A 23,136-nucleotide genomic window follows, 5' to 3' on the forward strand; every position below is an offset into this window, starting at 1 on the left:
AAAGGGAATTCGGCCGAGTACAGGCTCGTGTCAATCAGTCGGACGCACCCTCACTCAGAGAGGTTCGTCAGCCAGCCGCGTACCGCGTCGATGACGTCGGTCGGGTTCTTGCTGAAACCGTGCGGCCCCTTGACGCCGACGACCTGCGCACCGGGAACGGCGTCGCGCACCGCGTCGGGTCCGCCGAACGTGTCCGTCGCGCCCTGCACGACGAGGAGCGGGATCTCGGCCTCGACGACGCTCTGCGCTTCACTCGTGCGCCACTTCTCGGGTACGTCGAGCTTGCCCGGCGGCATGAGGGGGAACGCGAGTGCCACAGCGGCGTCTGCGCTGCACTGCGCCGCCGTGCGACAAGCGACACGGGCCCCGGCCGAGCGTCCGCCCTGCACGAACCGGCCCTCGATCTCCCCCGCCGCTCGTAGGTGCTCGATCACGGCGAACCACGCTTCGTCGAGGGCCTTGGGTGGGGTGGCGAGGCGCCGTCCGGCAACGACCCACGGCTGGTCGACGAGGACGACGCGCCAGCCGTCATCGGCCAGCGCCGTGAGTCCGTCGAGGTCGGGGGTGTTCGTGCCCTTGCCGGCACCATGGCCCAGGACGAGCGTGCCGTCAGCGGCGCCATTGGGGTCGACGACGTAGACGCGGGCGGTGCCGGGTGGTGTCTCGACGTCGACCGTGCGGTGGGCACGGGTCGGCGGAACGGACGTCGCCATCATCAGCCTCCGATGATCTCGCCGGTGACGGGATCGAGGACCCCGACGAGCTGGTCGCTCGGCAGCGGGGTGAGCAGACCCGGGCCGTTGTTGCGCGTCGCGCTCACCGCGCTGGAGATGGGATACGCCTCGAAGGGTGAACTGTCCCCCGGGCGCAGGAAGGCCGCCACGTCGGCCTCGTCGCTGAGCGACGGGTCGAGCCAGTCGCCCCACTGCTCCGGCTCGAGGCTGAGCGGCTGACGGTCGTGGATGCGGTCCAGCCCCTCGCCCGCGCTCGTCGTGATGATCGAGAAGGAGACGACCCACGCGTCCGGGTCACCCTCGGGCAGCGTCCGGTCACGCCAGAACTCGTAGATGCCGGCGAAGGCGGTGTCGTGACCGTCGGTGCGGTGCATGTAGAACGGCTGCTTGCGTGGCTTGCCCTTGGCGTCGTGCGCCACCGGCGAGACCTGCCACTCGTACCAGCCGGCAGCCGGCACGAGGCAGCGGCGCGCCTTCGCGGCCTTCGCGAACGAGGCCTTGTCGAGCAAGGTCTCGGCGCGCGCGTTGATCATCCGCAACCCGACCTTCGTGTCCTTCGACCACGACGGCACGAGGCCCCACGTGAGGTGGCGCAGCTGCCGGGTGGGCTCGCCGCGGCTGCCGTCGTCGAGCTTGCTCGCACGCGTGAGCACGACGGGCGCCTGCTTCGTCGGCGCCATGTTGTAGTCGGGCGCCCCCACCGGCGGTTCCTGCGCCGAGACGAGGAGCGAACGCGTCGCTTCCCCACTCGCGTCGACGTCCACCTCGAACTCCTCGACGAGCTCACCCGCCCCGGCGCTGGCCGCATACCTGCCACACATGAGCCCCAGCGTAGGGGCATCCGTTTGGAAAACGTTCCGGCCCGGGAGGTCGCGACGTCGCACGACGCCGACTAAGTTGGAGGTAGAGATCATTCGACCAAGGAGGACACGATGCCCATTCGTCGTATCGCCCGCGCGGCTCTCGCCAGCTACTTCCTCAACGAGGCTGCCAAGGCGTTCAAGAACACCCAGTCGCAGGCCGAGGAGGCCGCGCCGTTCGTCGAGTTCGTCAGCCGCGAGAGCGGCAAGAAGGTGCCGAACGACCCCGAGCTCGTCGTCAAGGCCCAGGGCGCCCTCATGGGTGGCGCCGGTGCCGCGCTCGCGCTCGGCAAGTTCCCGCGCCTTTCGGCGGCGCTGCTGACGCCGACCGTCGGTGCGAACGCCTACATGCACGACGCCTTCTGGGCCGAGAAGGACCCGGCCGCTCGCGGCCGCAAGCAGTCGAACTTCTTCCGCACCGTCGCGATCGTGGGCGGAGTGCTGCTCGCGGCCGCCGACACCGCGGGCAAGCCGGGCCTCGCCTGGCGCGCCTCGCACGGCGTGAAGACCTCGCGCCGTGAGGCCGCTCGTGCGGCCAAGACTGCCCGTCGCGAGGCGAAGCTCCTCGCCGCCCAGGCAGGAAACGCGCTTCCCGCATGACCCCTGGTAGTCCCGTGACGACCGACTGGCCCGCCCCCGTGGCGCGCCGGTCGGTCGTCGGCACGTTCAGCGTCCCCGGCTCCAAATCCCTCACCAACCGCTACCTCGTCCTCGCAGCGCTCGCCGACGACGAATCGCTCCTGCGAGCGCCGCTGCGCTCCCGCGACACGCTGCTCATGGCCGAGGCCCTGCGCAGCCTCGGCGTCCGCGTCGACGACGTCGAGGGCGACTCCCCCGAAGGCGCCGACTGGCACGTCGTGCCCGGCGACCTGCGGGGCCCTGCGAACGTCGACTGCGGCCTCGCCGGCACCGTGATGCGGTTCCTGCCGCCGGTCGCCGCGCTCGCCGACGGCCCGGTCACCTTCGACGGCGACCCGCACGCCCGCAAGCGCCCCATGGGCCCCGTGCTCGAGGCCCTCATCGACCTGGGCGTCCCCGTCGAGGAGGCCGACGGTGGTCCCGCGAGCGCCCTGCCGTTCACCGTGCGCGGCCAGGGTCGCGTGGACGGTGGCCGCGTCGAGGTCGACGCCTCCACGAGTTCCCAGTTCGTCTCCGCCCTCCTGCTCGCGGGCGCGCGCTTCAGCGAGGGCGTCACGGTCGTTCACACCGGCGAGGCGCTGCCGAGCATCCCGCACATCGACATGACCGTCGAGGTGTTGCGCGACGCGGGCGTCGTCATCGAGGTCGACGAGAACGACGGCGCCTGGAGCTGGACCGTCGAGCCGAGCGACATCCGTTCCCTCGACGTCATGGTCGAGCCCGACCTGTCGAACGCCGCGCCCTTCCTCGCGGCTGCTGCCGTCACCGGCGGTGAGGTGTTCATGGCGGACTGGCCCACGTACACGACGCAACCGGGCGACCAGATCCGTGACGTGCTCGAGCGCATGGGCGCCACGTGCACCCTCGACCGTGAGGGTCTGCGCGTCACCGGCCCGCAGCAGCTGCGCGGCATCGACGTCGATCTCGCGGAGGCCTCGGAACTGACGCCCGTCGTCGTCGCGCTGTGCGCGTTGGCCGACGGTGAGTCGCGCATCCGCGGCGTCGCCCACATCCGCGGCCACGAGACCGACCGCCTCGCCGCGCTCGCGGCCGAGTTCGGCGCCCTCGGAGTCGACGTGTCCGAGACCGAGGACGGCCTCGTCATCCGCCCGCGCCCTGCCGACCAGATGCGTGGCGGCTTGTTCCGCACCTACGACGACCACCGGATGGCCATGGCCGCCGCCGTGGTCGGTCTGCGGGTTCCGGGCGTCGTCATCGAGAACATCGCGACGACCGGCAAGACCCTGCCGGAGTTCGACCGACGCTGGAGCGCGCTCGTCTCCGCGAGCGCCGAAGCGCACTGACGTGGCGGGTCGCAACTGGAGCGAGGCCGACGTTCGGGTACGCCCAGGTCGCAGGAATTCGCGCCCGCGCACGAAGGATCGTCCGAAGCACGAGGACGCCGTCGTCGGCATGGTCATCGGTGTCGACCGTGGGCGCTGGTCGGTGCTGCTCGACGGTCGGCGCATCACGGCGATGCGGGCACGCGAGCTGTCCCGCACGCCCGTCGTCGTCGGTGACCGCGTCGCCCTCGTCGGAGACACGAGCGGCGACGCCGGCACGCTCGCTCGCATCGTGCGCGTCGAGGAACGCACGAGCGTCCTGCGGCGAACGGCCGACGACACCGACCCGTACGAGCGCGTCATCGTCGCCAACGCCGATCAGCTCGTCATGGTGACAGCGCTCGCCAACCCGGAACCGCGCACCGGCCTCATCGATCGGTGCCTCGTCGCCGCGTACGATGCGGGGCTCGACCCGCTGCTCGCGCTGACGAAGGCCGACCTCGTCGACCCGGCCGCCTTCCTCGCGAACTACGCCGCGCTCGACGTGCCGTACACGGTGACGTCGGCGCAGGAACTGAGCGACGACCAGCGCGAGGAGCTCATCGCCTCCAGTGGCCGAGTGCCCCGTCGTCTCGACGGGTTGGACGAACTGCGCGAACGGCTCGCCGGTCGCGTCAGTGTGCTCGTCGGCCACTCAGGCGTCGGCAAGTCAACACTCGTCAACGCGCTCGTGCCCGACGCGGCGCGCACGACCGGGCACGTCAACGACGTCACCGGTCGCGGTCGCCACACGTCGACGTCCGCTGTTGCCCTCGAGTTGCCCGGCGGCGGTTGGGTCATCGACACCCCGGGCATCCGCTCGTTCGGCCTCGCGCACGTCGACCCGACGACGATCGTCGAACACTTCCCCGATCTCGCGCCGGGCACCGCGAACTGTCCACGCGGTTGCACGCACGACGAGCCGGACTGTGCCCTCGATGTCTTCGTCGCCGAAGGTGGCGCCGGTGAGAGCGGGCAACAGCGGTTGGAGTCGTTGCGGCGTCTCCTGCGCTCCAGGGACGTCCCCGACAAGGACGAGCACATGGAACGGCGATGACGCCGCCGACGGAGCAACGACGCACCCGAGTTGCCGAGGAGGCAAGTCGCGTCGCGGGCGGCGTGCGCACGCTCGGCGAGGCTCTCGCCCGACTGCTCCAGCCGGCGGCCCACCGCTTCGGACTCGTCGGCGCGGACATCGTCCCGCTGCTCGTGCTCCTCGTGTGCGCCGTCGTGCTCTTCGTCGGCCTCGCCGGTGGCGCTGAGGTCTACGAGGGCGTGCGTGAACGCGGCGATCTCGCCCGCTTCGACCAGCCAGTTCTCGACTGGGCCGTGAGCCACCGCAGCGGCGGGCTCGACTCGGCCATCACCGCCTTCACGCATCTCGGTGGGCCGGTCTACTTCCCGATCATCCTCGTGCTGCTCCTCGCCGTGTTCACGTGGCTGCGCCGCACTGCGTCGCCCTTCCTCGTCCTGGCGCTCGGCCTCGGCTCAGCTCTGGCCTTCACGGCAGCGGGCAAGGACATCACAGCGCGCTCCCGACCGCCGCGTGCTCTCGCGGTGCCGCCCTACGAGTCCTCACCCTCCTTCCCGAGCGGCCACACCGTCACCGCCACCGTGACGGCGGTGCTCGTCGCCTATCTCGTGTTCCTCGCCGCCCGCTCACGACGGGTGCGCACGGTCGCCGTCGTGCTGTGCTCCCTGTGGGCCCTGCTCATGGGACTCTCGCGCGTCTTCCTCGGCCACCACTGGCTCACCGACGTCATGGCCGGCTGGTGCCTCGGCCTCGCGTGGGGCGCGCTCGTCATCGTCGTCAACACGGCACGGCTCCTGCTGCGCACCCGCCACCGCCGCCTCGACGACGCCGGCGACACGCCTGTCGCCGGCTGACGGAGCACGCGGCGAGAGGGGACACCCGCGCCGACCGGGTAGCGTGACGGGGTGACCCCCATTCTTCGAGAAGCCAGCCCGTACCACGACGATCTGCGGCTCGCCCACGTGCTCGCCGACTCCGTCGAGGAGATCACGATGGGGCGCTTCGGCGCGCCCGACCTGAGCATCGATACGAAGCCGGACCTCACCCCCGTCACGGAGGCCGACCGTGAGGCCGAGCGCGTCATTCGGGAGAACCTCAAGCGCGCGCGGCCGCGGGACGCCATCAAGGGCGAGGAGTTCGGCGAAACGGGCAAGGGCCCGCGTCGCTGGATCATCGACCCGATCGACGGCACGAAGAACTACGTCCGCGGCGTCCCGGTCTGGGCCACCCTCATCGCGCTCGTCGACGGCGACGAACCCGTGGTGGGCCTCGTCGCGGCGCCCGCGCTGCACCGACGGTGGTGGGCGGCCAAGGACGCCGGCGCCTGGACCGGTCGTAACCTCACGAGCGCGACGCAGATCCACGTCTCCAAGGTCGACTCGCTGGCCGACGCGTCCCTCAGCTACTCCTCCTTCAACGGCTGGGCCGAGCGGGGCAAGGACATGGACCTGTTCCGCCTGAGCAAGGAGGTGTGGCGCTCACGGGCGTACGGCGACTTCTTCTCCCACATGCTCGTCGCGCAGGGAAGCGTCGACATCGCGCCCGAGCCGGAGCTCGAGGACTACGACATGGCGGCACTCGTGCCCATCGTCACCGAAGCCGGCGGGCGCTTCAGCGGTCTCGACGGGCGCGACGGCTGTTGGAGCGGCAACGGCGTCTCGACGAACGGCTTGCTCCACGCCGAGGTTCTCGCGCGCCTCGGCGACAATTCCCCGGCGCCCTCCCTCATCCCAGGTGAGTGACACAGCCTCCTCCGACCGTGACGAAGGCCCCAGCCGTTTCCGGCTGGGGCCTTCGTCACGGTCGCTGGGACGCAGATCAGTTCTTCGGCGTCTCGATCTGAGCCGGCTCGTCCTTGGCCTCGATGGCGTGGTTGGTCTTGGACTCGGCCAGCAGGCCCGGCACCTCGACGCTCGGGCGGTACTTGTCGCCCAGTTCGTGGATCGCGAGGCGTGCGTGAACCTGCTGCTCGGTGGCCGTGCGCTCGTCACGGTTGTCGCCGAGGAAGGCCAAGGCCCAACTGATCATCGTCGTCAGACGCGACTTGAAACCGATGATGTAGAACAGGTGCACGCCGAGCCACATGAGCCAGGCGATGAAGCCCTCGGTCTCGAGACGACCGACCTTCGCCACGGCAGAGAAGCGCGAGATGGTGGCCATCGAACCCTTGTCGAAGTACTTGAACGGGCCCGGGGACGGCTGGCCCTTGACACGCGCGAGGATCGACGTCGCGGCGTAACGGCCGCCCTGGATGGCTACCTGCGCCACGCCGGGCAGCTTGTTGAGGCTCATCATGTCGCCGACGACGTAGATCTCCGGGTGGCCCGGCAGCGACAGGTCGGGCTGCACTGCGATACGACCCGAGCGGTCGACCTCGGCACCCGTCTTCTCGCCGAGCAACTTGCCCAGCGGGCTGGCCGCGACGCCGGCGGCCCACACCTTGCACACCGAGTCGATGCGCGTGACGGTGCCGTCCTCGGTCTTCATCTCGATGCCCGTGGCATCGACGTTCGTCACCATCTGGCCGAGGAGCACCTCGACGCCCATGCTCTCGAGCTGCCCCTGGGCCTTCTTGCCGAGGTTCGCCCCGAACGGCGGCAGCACCTGCGGTGCGGCGTCGACGAGGACGACGCGGGCGTCCTTGGGGTTGATGTGACGGAAATCGTCGGCGAGCGTGCGGTTGGCGAGTTCGCTGATCTGACCTGCCATCTCGACACCCGTCGGACCGGCACCGACGACGACGAACGTCAGCAACGAGCGCACGTCGTCCCACTGGCCGGCGGCCGCTGCGAGCTCGGCCGTCTCGAAGGCGCCGAAGATGCGTCCGCGAAGCTCGAGTGCGTCGTCGATGCTCTTCATGCCCGGCGCGAACTCGGCGAAGTGGTCGTTGCCGAAGTACGACTGGCCGGCGCCCGCGGCGACGATGAGCGAGTCGTAGTCGTAGACCTGAGTGGAGTCGAGCAGTTCGGCCGTGACGCGCTTGGCATCGACGTCGATGTCCGTGACCGTGCCGATGAAGATCTCGACGTTCTTCTGCTTCTTGAGCACCTCACGCGTGCTCGGGGCGATGACACCCTCGCTGAGGATGCCGGTGGCGACCTGGTAGAGCAACGGCTGGAAGAGGTGGTGCGTCGTCGACGAGACGAGCACGACGTCGACGTCCTCGTCCTTGAACTTCGTCGCGGCGAAGAGGCCGCCGAAGCCGGAGCCGACGATGACGACGCGGTGGCGTCCCGTGGACTTCTTCTCAATCTCCATGAATTCCTCGCACATCTCTCGCGGCGCGTCTCGCCTGGCCCGAGCACGCACTGCCGCCAAGCTTACTCACCCGCGCGGCGAGTCGTGGGGCGCACCGGCCGGTAGGGTAGGCCTGAAACAGGTGTGCCGGGACGAGATTCGACCCGTACGCACGAGGCCAGGACGAGTCAGACGATTCGGTCGCGCCACGCGACACGAGACGACGGAGTGTGCGATGAACGGCGAGCACAACCAGAGGCAGCCCCACGCCATCCAGTGGAGCGCCCCGCAGCCCGGCGGCGCCGAACCGGCGTGGCAGGGCCCGAGCCCCGACGCCCCCGCAGCGAAGGCCCCCGAACCGACGCCCCCGCAGAGCGAGGCGGCGCCCGGCCTCGGCGCCCAGGGCAACTGGGGTTATTCGTCCGAGGCGTCTCACCCGAACCAGCAGGGTGGGCAGGAGGGCGCACGCGAGCCCCGCCGCGACGAGGCCGGGCACGGCGAAGAAGCATCGGCGCCCCTCGGTAACCCGTGGGGCTTCGAGCCGAATGCGGGTTCGGACGCCGGAGCCTCGCGCTCCTTCCCGTCCGATGCGCAGTCCGCATCCGCCCCCGGCTGGGCCGGTGCGGCGGGCAGCGGTTCCACCGCCGAGGAGATCTCGAGCTCCCACCCCGACAACGCCGGATACGGCTGGTCGGGTGCATCAGGCGCATCGCGCTTCGACGCCCCGGATCGCAGTGACCACGCGCCACGCGCGAGCGACCCCTCGTCGGATTCCGCCTCACACGGTGCGTACGGGAACGAGTCGCGCTACGAGAGCGCACCGCCCCAGGCCGACTCTGCTCGCTCCTACGAGAGCGCACCGCCCCAGCAGCCGCGTGACGGTGGCGACACCGGCGGCTCCCGGCCCGAGCGGAACGAGGGATCCTCGTCCGCGAGCGCGGCGCCCGCCAGCTACGCCTCGGCGCCGAACCTCGGCCAGACCGGCGCCGACAGCTCGGCCAGCTCGGCCGCCACGCCGCAGGAGTACGAGTCGAACCCGCCGCAGGTCATCGGTCAGAACGACGACCTGCCGGACGACTCCCTGACGATCGGACGCAGCCGCAGTAACAGCATCGTCCTCGACGACATGCTCGTCTCGCGTCGTCACGTCGTCATCACCGCCGACGAGGAAGGCCTCCTCCTGCGCGACCTCGGCTCGCGCAACGGCACCTTCGTCAACGGCCGCCGCGTCGAACAGACGCACCTGCACGAGGGCGACCGCATCGGCATCGGCGCCTCGACGTTCGAGGTGCGCGACGGCTGGCTCGTCTCGGTCTGATCGCCACGCGACCGCCGGCGGGCGTGCACGCCGGTGGTCAGCTTCGTTCGAGCACGTACCAAAGGGGAAGGACGAGCGTGAACGACGCTCAGCAGGAGCTGCACATCGAGGTGGAGGGGCGCCGCATCCGGCTGTCCCCAGGTCAGAGGTTGACGTTGGGGCGTGATCGGGCCGCGGACGTGCCCCTCGCGAACGCCGACGTATCCCGCCGTCACGCAGAGATCCGTCATGAGAACGGCTCGTGGCAGCTTCGCGACCTCGACAGCTCGAACGGCACGTGGGTCGGCGGACACCGGGTGCGCGGATATGTCGCACTCCGTGGCGGCGAGAGTGTTCGCCTCGGCGGTGAACGCGGCGTCCCGTTCCGGGTCGGAATCTCGGCGGCCCCCGCAGAACGCACGGGCTCGAACACGAGCGCCACCGAGCACGCCGGCACCGGTCCCGTTTCCGCACCCATGCCGCGCGCCAAGACCTCCTCCGGTGACACTCAGGCCACGCACACGGGTGGCCCCACGGCGGCGAGCGGCCCGCTCCCCAGGGCCGCTGCTCCGGCCAACCAGGACGGTTCCGGCGTCACGACGACCGGGCCCATCCGTCTCCCCCGCCCGCCACGGGCCCCCGAACAGCGCCGCGCAACGGGCGACGTCTTCCAGAGCTGGAGTGGGCAGGTCGAACCGCAGCCGACCGGCCGCATGACCGTCCAGGGTGCGGCTCCACAGGCCATGAACGCGCCGACCGGCACCATCACCATCGGCCGCGGTCTCGAGAACGAGATCGTCATCAAGGACCTGCTCGCGAGCCGCCAGCACGTACGTCTCGTCCCCCAGGGCGACTCGTTCGCCGTCGAGGATCTCGGCAGCCGCAACGGCACCTACATCAACGGTGCTCGCATTCACCGCGGAACCCTGCGCGAGGACGACCTGCTCGCCGTCGGCCGCACACGCTTCACGCTCAGGCAGGGCCGACTCGTCGCGAGTGAGGACGAAGGTGACGTCAGCTTCGTCGCCAACCACCTCTCGTTCGTCCTGCCCGACGGCAAGAAGCTGCTCGACGATGTCAGCTTCGGCCTCGAAGGTTCGAGTCTCGTCGCCGTCATCGGCCCTTCCGGCGCCGGAAAGTCGACTCTGCTCAAGGCCCTCATCGGTGCGCAGAAGGCCACCGAGGGCGAGGTCTACTACGACGGCCGTGACCTCTACGACAACTACGAGGATCTGCGCCACCGCATCGGTGTCGTGCCCCAGGACGACGTCGTCCACCCGGAGCTGACGGTCCGCCAGGCCCTGCGCTACGCCGCCGAGCTCCGGTTCCCGGACGACCTCGACAAGGAGCCGCGAGAGGAGCGCGTCGAGGAGGTCATCGACGAACTCGGCCTCACGGCGCACGCCGACACCCAGGTGGCGCGCCTGTCCGGTGGTCAGCGCAAGCGCACCTCGGTTGCTCTGGAGCTGCTCACCCGCCCGTCGCTGCTCTTCCTCGACGAGCCGACCTCGGGCCTCGACCCGGGCCTCGACAAGCGTGTCATGCTCACCCTGCGCGGCCTCGCCGACGGCGGCCGCACCGTCGTCGTCATCACCCACAACGTGGCGAGCCTCGGCGTGTGTGACCGCGTGCTCATGCTCGCTCCGGGCGGCAAGGTGGCCTTTTTCGGCCCGCCCGAGGAGATGCTGCCGTTCTTCTCCGCGTCTGACCACGCCGACGTGTTCAACACCGTGACCGACGACCCGGAGCGCTCGCAGGACACGTTCCGCCGCTCTGCGCTCATGGACAGCCACGTCTCCGCGCCGCTCAGTGCACCTCGCTCACCGGCATCGACGACCGAGGACAAGGCTCCGCGCCAGCAGACGATCGGACGCCAGCTGTCGACGCTCATCCGCCGTCAGTTCCGCGTCATTGCGGCCGACCGGGGCTTTGTCGGATTCATGCTCCTGCTGCCCATCGCGCTGGCGGGCCTCGCCATGCTCGTGCCGGGCAGCCACGGGCTGCACACCGTCTTCTTCGAGAAGGAAGTCGCTGCCGCAGGGGGTGATCCGAGCAAGGTCACGCTGACCCCCGAATCGAGTCAGATCATGACGCTCATCGTCATGGGTTCGGTGTTCATGGGCCTCGCCGCGACGATCCGAGAACTCGTCGCCGAGCGACCGATCTTCCTTCGGGAGAAGGCTGTCGGCCTCTCCCCGTTCGCCTACATCGGGAGCAAGGCCGTCACGTACGGTCTGCTCATCGCCGTGCAGTGCGGCGTCATGGTGGCCCTCGTCATCCTCGGCAAGGGTGCTCCGGACGCAGCGGTCACCCTCGGCAGCCCGATTCTCGAGACCTACCTCATCGCGTTCCTCACCGGTCTCGCGGCTGTCGGTATCGGCCTCGCGCTCTCGAGCTTCGCGAAGACGAACGAGCAGGTCATGCCGATGCTCGTCATCGTCATCATGGGCGCCCTGGTGTTCTCCGGCGGACTGTTCGACCTCAACTCGGCGGCCATGCGCGCCATGGGCAGTATCTTCCCGAGCCGCTGGGGTCTCGCGCTCGGCGCACAGACCGCGACGTGCACCAGAGCCTCACCATCCCCGGGCGCGAGCGTGAGTGGGATCCGTTCTGGCTGCGCGACAGCAGCAAGTGGGCTCTCGGCGCTGCCATCCTCATCGTGCAGTTCGTCGTGGCCTTCCTCGTGGCCCTCGTGAGCACGCGCCGCCGCAAGAGCATGTGACGGCTGCGCGGGCGCGTCAGTAGCGCAGGTCGCTCCAGACACCCGCGTGGTCCGTGCCCTCGACGGTGACGATGCCCGCCTGCTCCGGCACGAAGCCGCGGGTCAGGATGTGGTCGATCTGGCTGAAGGCCGGGATCGAGCCGCCCATCGGCCATGTGGGGCGCCAAGCACCGTGGACGTGCGGATAGGCGTCCACCATCCCGCGGGACAACTGCCGGAACGCGGGGTGGGCTCTCGAGGCGTTGAAGTCCCCCGCCATGACGACGTGCTCGGCTGTCCGCTCACGCTGCCACTCCCCCTCCGCCCGTAGCTGGGGACGCCACTGCGCGACACCGTCGCGAAGCGGCGGGTAGGTGTGAACGCCCTTGACGACGATCTGTGCGCCCGGTGCGCGCACGCGTACCACAGGCGACTGGAGATCCCACGGGCCGAGCTCGGTGTCGGCGTCCAGCGTCTCGGTCGGGAACCTCGACAGGATCACGGTCCCGCGTGAGCCGTCGTCGATCATGCCGCGTGAGCGGTGCGGAAAGCGCTGGGCGAGGCCTGCCTCGTCGAGGGAGCGCAGACGCGCCGTCGTCATCTCGACGAAGACGACGACGTCCGGATTCGTCTCGCGAACCGCCTCCATGACGGAGGCCGATTCCGCTTCTCCCAGTTCGCTGTTGAGGGAGAGCACACGAAGATGGTGATCGCCGGCCCTGGCTGCGACCTCGCCTGGCACGTCCGGGTGACTGCTCAGGGCGACGGCAGCAGCGAGTGTGCTCACCACGAGCGGCACCAGCGCGACGAAGCTCGCTCGTGTTCGCACAACGAGCGTGAGGGCGAGGCAACCGAACGCGGCGATGATCCACACCGGCGTGAGGGCCTGAAGGACCGGCACGACGTTCCCGGCGAGAACATCAACCCACATGAGGGAAGCGAGCAACGCCACCCCGAGCGAAGCGGCCGCCACGAACCGGCCGGCGGTACGCCGCAACGGCGGAACTCCACGACCGCTCGGACCGACACTCTGCCGCGGAGCCGACGCCGTGAAATCAGCGGGGCCGGACTCGCTCATCCGCCGAAGACCTGTCGCAGTCGGTCCATCTCCCGACGGTCCTTCTTCGTCGGACGCCCTGCACCGCGGTCGCGTACGGGCACCTGCGGGATGACCTCGCGGGGGCGCTCCGGGGTGCGGTCGTCGTAGCAGCGTGCCGCGACGGGGGCGCCGACGCGCTTGCTGATGAGGTCCACGACCCCGAGGATCCGATCGAAGCCGTGCTGACGAACGCGCACCTCGTCACCGACGGAGACGTTCGTGGCGGGTTTCGCGCTCACACCGTTGATTCTCACGTGACCGGCCTTGCAGCCGCTCGTCGCGGCCGAGCGTGTCTTGTAGACGCGCACGGACCACAGCCACACGTCGACGCGGACGCTGCCGCGCTTTACAGGAGTGCTCACCCGCTCAGCCTAGGCAGGCAGGCTGCGGCCCGACTGCATGTTCGCTCCGAGAACGCCCCTGGAGCCTCGAGGAGACGAAAAGACGACGTCCGCTCCTCGCCGGAGCGAGGAACGGACGTCGAAGGGCTGAGCGATCAGTGCATGAACCGCCGGCGTAGGAGAACCGCACCTGCGGCGAGCACCCCCGCAACGGCCAGGCCCGTCAGGCTCGCGCGAGAACTCGCCGCCGTGTGCGCCGGCGCCTCGTAGTCGGTCTGCACAGTCGGTCCGACGGCCGCAGGGGCCTGAGCCTGCGGCGCTGCTGCCGGCACGGCAGCAGGACGGGCCACCACAGGCGACGCGGGGCGCGGGGCGACTGCACGCGGCGTGGCGACCGGGGCCTTCGGCGCCATCGGCTTCGAGACGGGCTTGGTGGCGGGCTTCGGGGCCACGACGCCGCAGCGCAGCGACGTCGAGGTGCGGGCGCCGACGGCACCCGTGGCCGGGTTGACGAAGGCGACCGCGTGGCGGCCGTTCGGCACACCGATGGCTCCGTAGTCGTGGCTCTGCGGCAGCACCCGGGCGCCGGCGTACCCGCGACCGTCGAGGGTGACGTTCCAACGCGCTTCGGTCGCCGCAAGGTTGATCGCCCAGACGCCGATGTAGCCCTGACCCTTGTCGCACACGGAGCCGAGAATCTCGACCGCCGCCGGATAGCGGATACCCATTTCCTCCGCGATCTGGTGACGCTCGGCCACCGAGGCGTTCTTGATCGTCCAGGCGAGGATCTCGTCGTCGTTCGTCGCATCCTCAGGGTTCTTCGGCGCCTTCATGCCGAAGACCTTCTCCGGCACGGCGCCGGAGGGCTTCGACGTGGACTCTCCCGCGGGCGTCTTGACCGGCATCGTGGCTGCGGGCTTCGGCGCAGGTGTCACCGTCGCGGACCGCTCGAGCGTTGTGGCGGCGGCCGGGCCCGCGGACGGGACGGTTGCTGCGGGCACAGTCTGAGGGGCTCGCGTCGCCCTCGCCGCGTCGGTCTCCTCCGCAGCCTCCTGCTGGCCCGTCGTTGCCGGAGCCACCTTCGCCGCGTCGTCGGCCGTCAGCACGACCGGGGGCGTGACATCGGCGGCCGCTGCACTGGGGGCGATGGCGAGCCCGCCGAGAACGAGTGCGGGGAAGAACGCCGACGTGACGGCGGTGCGACGCAGACACGTACGCAGGACGGAAGAGGGCATGAAGACTCCGGGGAAAGCGCAGAAGAAGGCGCGACGACGTCGCAAGACGAATCCTCCCACGCGCTCGGCCCGGAGAGGACACCCAGCTGACATTGTGACCAACTTGTTGCGTGAGCACGCAAAAGGCCCGGAACCTCGTTCGAGATTCCGGGCCTTCCGTGGTCCGACGTTGGACCGCAGTAGCGGGGACAGGATTTGAACCTGCGACCTCCGGGTTATGAGCCCGGCGAGCTACCGAGCTGCTCCACCCCGCGTCGGTATGCCTCAACCTTAAGAGCAGGTGAACGGAATACGCAAATCGGTGGCGGCGTGAGGTGCCTCACGCCGCCACCGACGCGCCTCACTTCGCCGTGACCGAGCCCGACGGCGCGGCCGACGTGGCCGAATCGAGAGCCTTCTGCAGACGCTGCTGCGCCTCGCCGTAGGCCTTCCAGTCGCCCTTCTTCATGGCGGCCTGCCCGTCGTCGTACGCCTTCTGCAGATCCTTCAGGGCCTTGTCGAGCGTTGCGTTGGACGAGGTCGACGGCTTCGTCGTCGAATCCTTCCCGGAGTCCTTCTCCGAGTCCTTGGCCGAATTCGCGTCGTCCTGGGACGGCTGCGGCGCCCCGTCCGCTCCGGAGTCTCCTGCGAACAGATCGTCGAGCGCCGCCTCGAGGGTCGGCGCCCATGCGAGCTTGTTGCCGAACCCGACGACGACCGCACGCTGCAGCGGGTAGGACGTTGCACCACGGGCCTGGATGTAGATGGGCTCGACGTAGAGGAAGCCTCCCCCGACGGGCAGCGTGAGTAGGTTGCCGCGCGCCACCGTCGAACCGGACTGTCGCGCCTGGCTGAGGAACTGCGTGAGGGGCACGCTGCCGTCGGCCGAGGTGCGCGTCGTCGAGTCGAGATCGTTCTGGAACTGCGCCGGGCCCGTGACCGAGGTCGAACCGGGCATCTCGAGCAGACGCACCCGCCCGTAGCTCGAGGCCTTCTTGCCCGCCTCGGAGCCTGCGTCGGAGTCGACCGACAGGTAGCCGGTGAGGTTCTGTCGCGAACCGACCGGAATGTACGTGGACGTGAGCGAGTAACTCGGCGCCTTCTGCCCCGGCATCGCGAGCGTGAGGTAGTACGGCGGCTGGGGCTGGCCCTTGGCGTTCTCACCGGCCGTCGGGTCGTCCGGCACCTGCCACTGGTCACTCGCGTTGAAGAACTCACCCGCATCGTTCTGGTGGTAGGTCTCGAGCACCGTTCGCTGCACCTTGAACAGGTCCGAGGGGTAACGAACGTGAGAGACGAGGTCGGCGCTCATCTGCGACATCGGCTTCACCGAACCGCCGAACGCCTTCGTCCAAGCCTTGAGCATCGGGTCGTTCGGCTCCCACGCGTAGAGCTTCACCTCGCCGCTGTAGGCGTCGACCGTGGCCTTGACCGAGTTGCGGATGTAGTTGACCTGGCCGTCACGCAGCGCACGGACGTTGCGCGAGGTCGCCGTCGTCGAGTCCGAGGTCGCACCGGAAAGGTTCGACTTCGCCGCGCCCGGGTAGTTGTCGCTCGTCGTGTACCCGTCGACGATCCACTGCACGCGCCCGTCGACGACGCTCGGGTAGACGTCGCCGTCCGTGGTGAGCCACGGCGCCACGGCCTTGACGCGCTCGGACGGGTCGCGGTTGTCGATGATGCGGCTGCCGTCGCTCACCGCGTCGGACAACAGGATGTTTTTGTCGCCGTACGTCACGGCGTACGCGAGACGGCTCATCGGGTTCGACAGCGCCACGCCGCCCTTGCCGGCGTAGCGCGTGCGCTTCTGCTCACCGGAGGCGTCGGGGTGGTCGAGTTCGCGAGCGCCCTGGCCGCCGACGATGGAGAAGCCGGGCATGTCCTCGCCGAAGTAGATACGCGGTTCGTACTTGCCGAGCACCCCGCTCGTCGGCATGTCCTTCTCGACGAAGACGGGCGCACCCTCGGACGTGAGCTTTCCGCCGTCGGCCGCAACGACGCCGTAGCCGTGCGTGTACACGGTGTGGTCGTTGACCCAGTTGCGCTGCGAGGCGGGCACACCAGCGAGGTTGAGGCCGCGTACCGCAACGACGGTGTCGCGCTTCTCGCCGTTCGTCGTGTAGCGGTCGACGTCGAGGCTGGCCGGGAAGCGGTAGTAGTTCACGCGCCCCTGCAGCTGCTGGAACGTGGCGCCGACGACGGTGGGGTCGAGCAGGCGGATACCGCGCATCGTCGCGGTGTCACCACGCAGCTGCCCACCGGATGCGTCGGTCGTCGCGCTGTAGCTGCGCCGATCGATGTCGCCGAGCCCGTAGGCCCTCATCGTGGCCGCCATCGCGTCCTTGATGTACGGGGTCTCCTTGCTCGCCTCCGAGGGCTTGACCTGGAAGCGCTGGACGAACGCCGGATACACCTGACCGACGAGCACCGCCACCGCCGTCATCATGGCGACGCCGACGAGCGGTACGCGCCAGGTGCCCGTCACGATGGTCGCGATGAACATGGCCGCGCAGCACAGCGCCGCGAGGGCGAGGACGCCGCGCGTCGGAATGATCGCGTGATCGACCGTGTACGTGACGCCGGTGATGCGCGATCCCGCAGCCGTCGTGCTCTCGTAGCGCGACAGCCAGAAGGAACCGGCGCGCACGAGCAGGAGCGCAGCCGCGAGGACGCACAGGTGCACGCGAGCCGCGGCCGACGTACGGGGGCTGCGGGAATGAGCGCCTCCCCCGGCACCGCGGAAGTTGAGGCCGCCGTAGAGGTAGTGCGCGAGCAGCGCCGCCAGGAGGGCGAGCATGAGCACCATCGTGAGGAAGCCGACGAGAAAGCTCAGCCACGGCACGGTGAAGACGAAGAAGCCGATGTCCTTGTTGAAGTGGGCGTCCTTCGTGCCGAACGGAACACGGTTCAACCACAGGAGGGCGAGCTTCCACTGCGAGGCCGCTGTCGCGCCACCGAAGAAGCCGACGAGCGCCGGGACGGCCATCCACACTCGGCGACGGATCGGCTCGAAGGCGCCGCGGTAGCGCTCCATGACGAGCTCATCGTCGGATTCCGGCACGATGACGGGCCGTGCCCGGTGCGCCACGGCGAGGGACGTCCAGACCGCGCCGCCGGTGAGGAGCGCCCCGATGACGAACAGCACGCCCTGGGTGATCCACTGGGTTCGCAGCACGCCGACGAAGCCGACGGAGTCGAACCAGGCCCACTGCGTCCACGCGCCGGCGACGAGCCGAACGAGGAAGATCGCTGCGATGAGCCCACCGACGACGAGCCCGAGGCGCCTCGCACGCTTGACCGAACGGGGGTCGAGAGCAACCTGCTGCTCGCCGCCTTCGGGCACCCGATCTGCAGGCACCGGCCCCACCCCTTCACCCGCGCAGCGCGCGTTCGTTCGCGCTCAGCGCGCAGACTCGTTCCAGCGTTCTGCCTCAACCTAACCCGTGGCCCACCTCACGCGTGCGGGCGGGGTCCCCGGGCCGCCTACGATGGGATCCATGAGTGCCGTCAAGCCCGTCCTGTCACCCCTGACCCGCTGTGCGCTCGAGACCGAGGTGCATGTCGCCTCCGAAGGGTGGGGCCAGGCGCCCCGGCTCTTCGCACTCGCCCGCAACGGCGAACTGTTGCGCGCCCAGCCCGCGCTCGCAGCCGTGCTCGGGGACATTGATCCCCACGAGTACTCCGCCATCGAGCAGGAGGACGCCATCGTCGGCGACGACCTCGAGAAGGCCCTCGGCCACACGGCGTGGCCCGATGACGTCGAAGGCGTGGCACTCGCGGTGGAGCGCATCATCGTGCCGCCGAGCGCGCAGACCGACACCTTCGGCACACGAGGCTCCACGACGGAGCGTCTCGCCTCTCACGCGGAGCGCGAGGACGTCCGCCTCCTCGTCGCTGCACTGCGTGGCGGCGAGATCATCACCCTCGTACGGCGCAAGGCCGAGGACAGCGACGACAAGGTTGCCATCGGAACGAACATCGCCCCCGGTCTCGTCGATGCGCTGAAGGCCACTCTCGCAGGCTGACGACCTCTCGGCGCCTCAACCGCAGCGGGCGAGGCCCTTCGTGTCGTTCTTCGCGATGCCTTCGACGGCCTTGACGGCCTCGTCGATCGTCGCCACGCGGTAGACGCTCAGCCCGTCCGGCACATTGCCCTTGAGTTCGGCGCAGTTGTCGGCCGGTGCGAGGAACGCCGTAGCACCCTCTTCACGAGCCCCGACGACCTTTTCCTTGACCCCGCCGATCGGCCCGACCTCGCCGACGGAATTCATCGTGCCGGTACCGGCGATGTGCTTGCCACCGGTGAGCGGGCCCGGCGTCACCGTGTCGTAGATCGCGAGCGTGAACATGAGGCCCGCGCTGGGGCCGCCCACGTCGCCGACGGCGAGCTTCACCGTGAAGGGCAGGGAGGCCTTGGGGTTGAGGGCCACTCCCATGACGGCACGCCCGTCGACCTCCTGTGTCGGCACCTCGAGCGTCATCGGCTTGCCGGCGCGAGTGATGCCGAGCTTCACCTTCTCCCCCGGCTTCACCTTCTTCATCTCCCGCTGCAGGGTCGGCGAATCCTTCACCGCCACGCCGTTGACGCTCGTGATGACGTCCTTGGTACGCAGGAGCTTCTTCGCGGCGGCCTTCTCGGAGACGGCGGCGATCTCGATCGTCTCCGGCACGGTGAATCCGGCCTTGCGGGCCGCGACCACCTCGGCGGCACTCTGCGAACCCGTCATCTCCGCGGCGTTTTGCTGCTCGACCTGCTCCCTCGTCGTCTCCGGAGCGAAGAGATCGGACTCCTTGTAGATCTCCGCGTGCGAGTCGGTGAGCGCAAAGGCGTACTCGAGGGCGCTCGGACGGTTGCCCGGGCCTCCGTACATCGAGACCGTCGTGAAGCGCAGCGAACCCGTCGTCGGATAGGTCTTCGTGCCGCTGACCTGGAGGATGCGCTTGCCGTCGAGCGAACCGAGCGTGTCTGGAGCCGGCCCGGGACGCAGGATGACGTACGGCACCTTGATCGCGACGGAGGCGATGAGGGCAGCCACGAGCAGCAGGAAGACGCAGAGGACGATCTTCGTTCGACGCTGCAGGGCCATCACGAGTGGGCCCGGCTGATCGTGACGAAGGAGGCGCGGGAACTCATAGCGACCTTTCGATGTTGTACGGGGCGAGGTGCCGACCGGCGCTCATCCTCTCACCCGCGGCTGCAAGAACGCCGAGGAGTTCGAGTTGGTGCGAGCGGTAGTGTCGGTCGCAAAGCGACGACGCCCAGTGCGGAGGTTTCCATGCCCGACGTTCCCAACCCGATGAACCCCTACGGGGGCCGCGACGACGACGACCGCGACGAGAACCGGAACAACGGTGACGGTCTCGAGGACATGCTGCGCAATCTCATGGGCGGCACCCCCGACGCCGGCATGGTCGACGCCCTGCGTCAGATGGGTCTGGGCAACATCGACCCGGCTCAGCTCGGCATGATGCAGGCCCAGCTCCAGGCCATGATGAGCGGGGACACCGGCTCGGCCTTCAACGAGCGCATGGCCGGTGACGTGGCCCGCCGCGTCGTCGCCGCCGAAGGTGACCCGAGCGTCCCCGCCTCGACGCAGAGCGATGTCGCCCAGGTGGCGCAGGTCGCCAACCTATGGCTCGACGCCGTCACAGACTTTGCCGCGCCGAGCGCCCGTCCCCGCGCACTGTCACGCAGCGAGTGGATCGAAGCGACGATGCCCACGTGGCGCAAGGTCGTCGAGCCCGTGGCCACCGGCGTCGGCAACGCCGTCTCCGACGCGATGATGAAACAGCTCGGTCAGATGGACGCCGGCGACCTCTCCCAGCTCGGCATCCCCGAGGGCATGCTGCCCGCGGGCTTCGACATCTCGAGCCTGTCGTCGCAGATGACGCCGATGCTCAAGCAGATGAGCAGTTCGATGTTCGGCATGCAGGTCGGCCAGGCCATCGGCGCTCTGGCCGGGGAATCAGTCACCGGCACCGAGGTGGGTCTGCCGCTCGTCACGCCGAACGCCGTGACGATCCTGCCCGGCAACGTCGCGTCGTTCGCCGACGGCCTCGGGGTCGACGCCGGTGAGGTGCACCTCTACCTCGCCGTGCGCGAAGCAGCCCGCGTCCGCCTCTACGAGCGTGTGCCGTGGTTGGGCGCCGCTCTCATCGCAGCCGTGCAGAGCTACGCCGGCGACATCCGCATCGACACCGAGGCCATCGAGGAGAAGGTGCGCGACATCGACCCCTCCGACGCCGAGGCGATGCAGGAGGCCCTCGCCGGCAACCTGTTCTCCCCTGAGCCGTCGCCGGAGCAGAAGCGCGCCCTCGCCCACCTCGAGACGCTGCTCGCGCTCGTCGAGGGCTGGGTCGACGTCGTCACCGACGAGGCCGTGCGCGGCCACCTGCCCAACGCCGCGGCCCTCTCCGAGGCGGTGCGCCGCCGTCGCGCGTCGGCCGGCCCGGCCGAGAAGACGTTCAGCTCACTCGTCGGGCTCGAACTGCGTCCGCGCCAGATGCGCGAGGCCGCCGACCTGTGGCGCAAGCTCGCCGAGGCGTCCGACGCGGCCACGCGTGACGAGGCGTGGGGTCACCCCGACTTCATCCCGACCGCGGACGACATCGCCGACCCGGAGAACTACATCGCCAAGCGCACCGGCGTCGAGGTGGCCGAGCCCGAGCGTGACGCCATGGACGACGAACTCGAAGCGCTGCTCACGCAGGGGCGCGCCGAGTGGGACGCCGACCGCGCCGATGACGCTCCTGGCGCGTCCACCGCCGGCGCGACCTCCGAAACGCCGGACTCCGGCGACGCGAAGGCCGGCGACCCCGACGAAGACAAGGACGACGACGGAGACGACGCGCCTTCGGGTCCGTCCGACTCCGAGAAGTGAGCCCCGCCCACCAGGCAGAGCCCATGCCGGAGGCGTTCGCGCCCCTGCGCGACGACGCCCGCGCTGCGCTCACGGCGTGGCAGGCGCCGACTGACGCCTTGGAGGCGACGCGAGCGCGGATGCTCGACGTCCTCGAGGCCGAGCCGCAGTGCATGTGGCGCCACGGCGTGCGAACGCACTTCACGGCGTCACTCGTCGTACTCGACGCGTCGCTCGAACACGTGGCGTTGACGCTGCACGGCAAGGCGAAGCGGTGGTTCCAGTTCGGCGGGCACCTCGAAGCAGGCGACGCGAGCGTCCGCGACGCGGCGGCCCGCGAGGGGCGTGAGGAGTCAGGTCTCGGGGATCTCCTCGTGAGTACCGACCTCGTCCAGGTCGACACGCACGCGTTGCCGCCCGTCTTCGACTGGTGCCGTGAACACCTCGACCTGCGCTACGCCGCGATCGCCCGGAGCGGCGACCTCGTCATGAGTGACGAGTCGGACGACGTGCGGTGGTGGCCGGTCTACGCGTTGCCCGAGGGTACGGAGGAATCCCTCGTCGAAGCGATCCACCTGGCACGCGAGAACCTCTCCGCCCGAACCTGATTCGCCGACACGAAGCTCAGCCCGCCACCTCACGCGGAGGTGGCGGGCTGATGCGTTCGGGGCGTCAGCTGTGCGCCTCGGCATCGAGAGAGAAGGTCGCCGTGAGCCGGCGCAGGATGTTCTCCGCCTCGGCGACCGTACGCGTCACGATCTCGCCGGCGGGGACGATGTCGTGGATGAGGCCCTGCACCATGCCCGCCGTCCAGATACCGGCCTCGAGGTCGCCGTCCTCGTAGACCCTCTTGCCGCGCGAACCGGCAACGAGATCGCGAACGTCGGCGAATTTGCCTCCGTCCTCGAGGATCTGGACGACCTCGCGACTGATGCTGTTGCTCGCCACACGGGCCGTGTTGCGCAGCGGGCGGAAGATGAGTTCGGTGTCGCGCTCCGTGGCGTCGACGATCGCCTTCTTCACGCCGTCGGCGATGGGCGACTCGGTCGTGCACATGAACCGGGTGCCCATGTTGACGCCGTGCGCGCCGAGGGAGAGCGCCGCCGCGAGCCCGCGTCCGTCGGCGAAACCGCCCGAGGCGATGAACGGAATGCTGAGCGCGTCGGCGGTGGCGGGTACGAGCACGAGCCCCGTCACGTCGTCCTCGCCGGGGTGGCCCGCACACTCGAAGCCGTCGATGCTCACCGCGTCGACACCGATGCGCTCCGCCTTGAGCGCGTGCCGCACGCTCGTGCACTTGTGCACGACGCGGATGCCGGCGTCCTTCAGCTTGGGCATGAACGGCTCGGGGTTGGCGCCGGCCGTCTCGAGGATCGTCACACCGGATTCGATGATCGCGTCGAGGTACTCCTCGTACGGCGGCGGGTTGATGCTCGGCAGGATCGTGAGGTTGACGCCGAACGGCCTGTCCGTGAGTTCACGCGCGGCCTCGATCTCCCGGACGAGCTCGGCCGGCGTCGGCTGGGTGAGGGCGGTGATGATGCCGAGGCCACCGGCCTCGGAGACCGCAGCTGCGAGGGGCGCCCGTCCGACGAACATCATGCCGCCCTGAACCACCGGGTGCTCGATGCCCAGAAGCTCGGTGAACCGTGTACGCATGCCTAGCAATTCCTCTCGTCGGGTACGTGCCCCCAGCGTGCCGGAAAACCGCGACCCACGAGGGTGAAGCCGGACGGTTTGGTCGCCGCTGCCCACGACCCGAGATGCCCCGGACGAGCTCTGAGACCCGCGAGGAAGTG

The 23,136-nt window shown here is 69.6% G+C and carries 19 protein-coding genes and 1 tRNA gene; 10 read left to right on the forward strand and 10 right to left on the reverse strand.

The genetic code is table 11. The annotated features are described in order from the left end of the window. Nucleotides 1-50: 50 nt before the first annotated feature. Together D1832_RS00275 and D1832_RS00280 are read right to left on the reverse strand one after the other, a co-directional pair. A complete protein-coding gene (locus D1832_RS00275) occupies nucleotides 51-713 on the reverse strand; it encodes an alpha/beta hydrolase family protein (protein WP_241510786.1) in 663 nt (220 codons plus the stop codon). 2 nt (nucleotides 714-715) lie between these two features. Beyond that, nucleotides 716-1,555, reverse strand: a complete 840-nt coding sequence (locus tag D1832_RS00280) for an SOS response-associated peptidase (protein WP_118912132.1) — start codon at nucleotides 1,553-1,555, stop codon at nucleotides 716-718. A gap of 111 nt (nucleotides 1,556-1,666) precedes the next feature. On the opposite strand from D1832_RS00280, the gene D1832_RS00285 reads away from it, so the two are divergent. From D1832_RS00285 to hisN, 5 genes are read left to right on the forward strand one after another with little or no spacing between them, the layout of a single operon-like run. Next, nucleotides 1,667-2,194, forward strand: a complete 528-nt coding sequence (locus D1832_RS00285) for a DoxX family membrane protein (protein WP_118912133.1) — start codon at nucleotides 1,667-1,669, stop codon at nucleotides 2,192-2,194. Then, nucleotides 2,191-3,537 carry a 3-phosphoshikimate 1-carboxyvinyltransferase gene (aroA, locus tag D1832_RS00290; protein ID WP_118912134.1) on the forward strand — a complete coding sequence of 449 codons (1,347 nt, stop codon included), beginning with the start codon at nucleotides 2,191-2,193 and terminating at the stop codon, nucleotides 3,535-3,537. Before D1832_RS00285 ends, aroA begins: the two co-directional genes overlap by 4 nt. 1 nt (nucleotide 3,538) lies before the next feature. Continuing rightward, nucleotides 3,539-4,612 carry a ribosome small subunit-dependent GTPase A gene (gene rsgA / locus D1832_RS00295; protein WP_047310281.1) on the forward strand — a complete coding sequence of 358 codons (1,074 nt, stop codon included), beginning with the start codon at nucleotides 3,539-3,541 and terminating at the stop codon, nucleotides 4,610-4,612. Beyond that, on the forward strand, nucleotides 4,609-5,442 hold the full coding sequence (locus D1832_RS00300) for a phosphatase PAP2 family protein (protein WP_118912135.1): 834 nt from the start codon (nucleotides 4,609-4,611) through the stop codon (nucleotides 5,440-5,442). Before rsgA ends, D1832_RS00300 begins: the two co-directional genes overlap by 4 nt. 60 nt (nucleotides 5,443-5,502) lie before the next feature. Then, on the forward strand, nucleotides 5,503-6,330 hold the full coding sequence (gene hisN, locus D1832_RS00305; RefSeq protein ID WP_047311030.1) for a histidinol-phosphatase: 828 nt from the start codon (nucleotides 5,503-5,505) through the stop codon (nucleotides 6,328-6,330). A gap of 76 nt (nucleotides 6,331-6,406) precedes the next feature. Here the strand turns inward: hisN and D1832_RS00310 are convergent, their stop codons facing one another. Further along, complete coding sequence (locus tag D1832_RS00310; protein ID WP_118912319.1) at nucleotides 6,407-7,846, reverse strand: NAD(P)/FAD-dependent oxidoreductase; 1,440 nt, start codon at nucleotides 7,844-7,846, stop codon at nucleotides 6,407-6,409. A gap of 214 nt (nucleotides 7,847-8,060) precedes the next feature. Here D1832_RS00310 and D1832_RS00315 point away from each other — a divergent pair, with 214 nt between their 5' ends. Both D1832_RS00315 and D1832_RS00320 read left to right on the forward strand, forming a co-directional pair. Beyond that, nucleotides 8,061-9,143 carry an FHA domain-containing protein gene (locus D1832_RS00315; RefSeq protein WP_182434596.1) on the forward strand — a complete coding sequence of 361 codons (1,083 nt, stop codon included), beginning with the start codon at nucleotides 8,061-8,063 and terminating at the stop codon, nucleotides 9,141-9,143. Between the two features lie 77 nt (nucleotides 9,144-9,220). After that, complete coding sequence (locus tag D1832_RS00320) at nucleotides 9,221-11,818, forward strand: FHA domain-containing protein (RefSeq protein ID WP_118912136.1); 2,598 nt, start codon at nucleotides 9,221-9,223, stop codon at nucleotides 11,816-11,818. 42 nt (nucleotides 11,819-11,860) lie between these two features. Here D1832_RS00320 and D1832_RS00325 read toward each other — a convergent pair whose 3' ends face one another. The 5 genes from D1832_RS00325 to D1832_RS00345 form a co-directional block, all read right to left on the reverse strand. Further along, nucleotides 11,861-12,901 (reverse strand): endonuclease/exonuclease/phosphatase family protein, encoded by a 1,041-nt coding sequence (locus D1832_RS00325; protein WP_118912137.1) that lies wholly within the window; start codon nucleotides 12,899-12,901, stop codon nucleotides 11,861-11,863. Further along, nucleotides 12,898-13,284 (reverse strand): RNA-binding S4 domain-containing protein, encoded by a 387-nt coding sequence (locus D1832_RS00330; protein ID WP_118912138.1) that lies wholly within the window; start codon nucleotides 13,282-13,284, stop codon nucleotides 12,898-12,900. The genes D1832_RS00325 and D1832_RS00330 overlap by 4 nt, the downstream gene beginning before the upstream one ends. A 134-nt stretch (nucleotides 13,285-13,418) precedes the next feature. After that, nucleotides 13,419-14,498, reverse strand: coding sequence for a hypothetical protein (locus D1832_RS00335; RefSeq protein WP_118912139.1), 1,080 nt, complete (start codon nucleotides 14,496-14,498; stop codon nucleotides 13,419-13,421). Between the two features lie 180 nt (nucleotides 14,499-14,678). Further along, nucleotides 14,679-14,752, reverse strand: a tRNA-Met gene (locus D1832_RS00340). An 86-nt stretch (nucleotides 14,753-14,838) separates the two neighbouring features. Continuing rightward, nucleotides 14,839-17,835 (reverse strand): UPF0182 family membrane protein, encoded by a 2,997-nt coding sequence (locus D1832_RS00345; RefSeq protein ID WP_241510788.1) that lies wholly within the window; start codon nucleotides 17,833-17,835, stop codon nucleotides 14,839-14,841. Between the two features lie 139 nt (nucleotides 17,836-17,974). On the opposite strand from D1832_RS00345, the gene D1832_RS00350 reads away from it, so the two are divergent. Beyond that, nucleotides 17,975-18,502 (forward strand): PPA1309 family protein, encoded by a 528-nt coding sequence (locus D1832_RS00350; RefSeq protein WP_227484842.1) that lies wholly within the window; start codon nucleotides 17,975-17,977, stop codon nucleotides 18,500-18,502. Nucleotides 18,503-18,517: 15 nt separating this feature from the next. Here D1832_RS00350 and D1832_RS00355 read toward each other — a convergent pair whose 3' ends face one another. Next, nucleotides 18,518-19,564, reverse strand: coding sequence for a YlbL family protein (locus tag D1832_RS00355; protein WP_118912141.1), 1,047 nt, complete (start codon nucleotides 19,562-19,564; stop codon nucleotides 18,518-18,520). Between the two features lie 189 nt (nucleotides 19,565-19,753). Between D1832_RS00355 and D1832_RS00360 the strand changes: the two genes are divergently transcribed. Together D1832_RS00360 and D1832_RS00365 are read left to right on the forward strand one after the other, a co-directional pair. Beyond that, nucleotides 19,754-21,358: a zinc-dependent metalloprotease gene (locus tag D1832_RS00360; protein ID WP_118912142.1), complete on the forward strand. Its 1,605-nt coding sequence runs from the start codon at nucleotides 19,754-19,756 to the stop codon at nucleotides 21,356-21,358. Further along, nucleotides 21,355-21,945: an NUDIX hydrolase gene (locus D1832_RS00365; RefSeq protein WP_118912143.1), complete on the forward strand. Its 591-nt coding sequence runs from the start codon at nucleotides 21,355-21,357 to the stop codon at nucleotides 21,943-21,945. The genes D1832_RS00360 and D1832_RS00365 overlap by 4 nt, the downstream gene beginning before the upstream one ends. A gap of 64 nt (nucleotides 21,946-22,009) precedes the next feature. On the opposite strand, the gene D1832_RS00370 is transcribed toward D1832_RS00365, so the two are convergent. Continuing rightward, nucleotides 22,010-22,996 carry an NAD(P)H-dependent flavin oxidoreductase gene (locus D1832_RS00370; RefSeq protein WP_118912144.1) on the reverse strand — a complete coding sequence of 329 codons (987 nt, stop codon included), beginning with the start codon at nucleotides 22,994-22,996 and terminating at the stop codon, nucleotides 22,010-22,012. Between the last annotated feature and the right edge of the window lie 140 nt (nucleotides 22,997-23,136).

Source organism: Dermacoccus abyssi (assembly GCF_003515945.1).
In the GTDB taxonomy this organism is placed as follows: domain Bacteria; phylum Actinomycetota; class Actinomycetes; order Actinomycetales; family Dermatophilaceae; genus Dermacoccus; species Dermacoccus abyssi.

What these genes read in the sequence shown, in the direction of transcription:
- D1832_RS00275 (WP_241510786.1), bottom strand. Translation starts at nt 713, where the DNA reads ATGGCGACGTCCGTTCCGCCGACCCGTGCCCACCGCACGGTCGACGTC.
- D1832_RS00280 (WP_118912132.1), bottom strand. Translation starts at nt 1,555, where the DNA reads ATGTGTGGCAGGTATGCGGCCAGCGCCGGGGCGGGTGAGCTCGTCGAG.
- D1832_RS00285 (WP_118912133.1), top strand. Translation starts at nt 1,667, where the DNA reads ATGCCCATTCGTCGTATCGCCCGCGCGGCTCTCGCCAGCTACTTCCTC.
- aroA (WP_118912134.1), top strand. Translation starts at nt 2,191, where the DNA reads ATGACCCCTGGTAGTCCCGTGACGACCGACTGGCCCGCCCCCGTGGCG.
- D1832_RS00300 (WP_118912135.1), top strand. Translation starts at nt 4,609, where the DNA reads ATGACGCCGCCGACGGAGCAACGACGCACCCGAGTTGCCGAGGAGGCA.
- D1832_RS00310 (WP_118912319.1), bottom strand. Translation starts at nt 7,846, where the DNA reads ATGGAGATTGAGAAGAAGTCCACGGGACGCCACCGCGTCGTCATCGTC.
- D1832_RS00315 (WP_182434596.1), top strand. Translation starts at nt 8,061, where the DNA reads ATGAACGGCGAGCACAACCAGAGGCAGCCCCACGCCATCCAGTGGAGC.
- D1832_RS00325 (WP_118912137.1), bottom strand. Translation starts at nt 12,901, where the DNA reads ATGAGCGAGTCCGGCCCCGCTGATTTCACGGCGTCGGCTCCGCGGCAG.
- D1832_RS00335 (WP_118912139.1), bottom strand. Translation starts at nt 14,498, where the DNA reads ATGCCCTCTTCCGTCCTGCGTACGTGTCTGCGTCGCACCGCCGTCACG.
- D1832_RS00350 (WP_227484842.1), top strand. Translation starts at nt 17,975, where the DNA reads ATGAGTGCCGTCAAGCCCGTCCTGTCACCCCTGACCCGCTGTGCGCTC.
- D1832_RS00355 (WP_118912141.1), bottom strand. Translation starts at nt 19,564, where the DNA reads ATGGCCCTGCAGCGTCGAACGAAGATCGTCCTCTGCGTCTTCCTGCTG.
- D1832_RS00360 (WP_118912142.1), top strand. Translation starts at nt 19,754, where the DNA reads ATGCCCGACGTTCCCAACCCGATGAACCCCTACGGGGGCCGCGACGAC.
- D1832_RS00370 (WP_118912144.1), bottom strand. Translation starts at nt 22,996, where the DNA reads ATGCGTACACGGTTCACCGAGCTTCTGGGCATCGAGCACCCGGTGGTT.